At 63.6% G+C, this 944-nt stretch carries 1 protein-coding gene; it reads right to left on the reverse strand.

Annotated features, from left to right (window positions below; translation table 11 throughout):
* The coding region (locus EOA33_RS36930; protein ID WP_245482577.1) for a 7TM-DISM domain-containing protein at positions 1-944 on the reverse strand (944 nt) is incomplete at both ends.

Consider the following 944-nt stretch of genomic DNA (forward strand, 5'->3'; position numbering starts at 1 on the left):
GGCGGAAATTCTGTGCCACGCGGCCGCGACGGTGCTCCAGCACCACGTCGAGCGTGGTGCGGAAGGTGTCGCGGTCGTCGGCATGCAGCACCGGCAGCCAGTTGCGGGCCGCGCCGCCAAGACTGTTGGGGGCAAGGCCAAGCTGTAGGCTGACATCCGGCTTGGTGACGACCCGGTCGCGCAGCACGTCCCAGTCCCACACGATGTCGCCCGATCCGGCGACGGCGAGCGCCTGCCGTTCGAGATCGGAGAACAGGCCCTGATGGGCGCCACCGCCGGCAAAGGCGTGCTGCATGACGGTGAAGCCGATCAGAAGGATGATCAGGATCAGGCCGCCGCCCAGCGCCGGCTGGGCGATATCGTTGTCGAGCATTCCGGTGATCGCCATCCACGACCCGCATAGCCACAGCAAGACCATGACCCAACTCGGCACCAGCATGATCGCGCGATCGTAACCACGAATGCCAAGGAAGATGATCAGTCCGAGGCCGGTCAGCGCCGTGGCTGCAAACGAGATGCGGGCAATGCCGGCCGCCACCGCAGGATCGATGATGGCGACGCCGGCGATCAAGAGCAGACCGAGGATCCAGACCAGCGCGCCGTAGCTGAAATGGCCATGCCAGCGGTTGAGGTTGAGATAGGCGAACAGGAACACAACGAAGGTCGCCGCCAGCGCCACCTCGGTTCCGGCGCGCCACATCTGTTCATTGCCGGGCGATATCTCGATGATCTTGTTGAGGAAGCCGAAATCGACGCAGATATAGGCAAGCACCGCCCAGGCAAGCGCTGCCGTGGCCGGGAACATCGAGGTCCCCTTGACGACGAACAGGATGGTCAGGAACAACGCCAAAAGGCCGGCAATGCCGATGACGATGCCGCGGAACAGCGTATAGGAATTGACCGAGTCCTTGTAGGATTCCGGATCCCACAGATAGACCTGCGGC

It is taken from the genome of Mesorhizobium sp. M4A.F.Ca.ET.050.02.1.1, from assembly GCF_003997725.1.
In the GTDB taxonomy this organism is placed as follows: Bacteria; Pseudomonadota; Alphaproteobacteria; order Rhizobiales; family Rhizobiaceae; genus Mesorhizobium.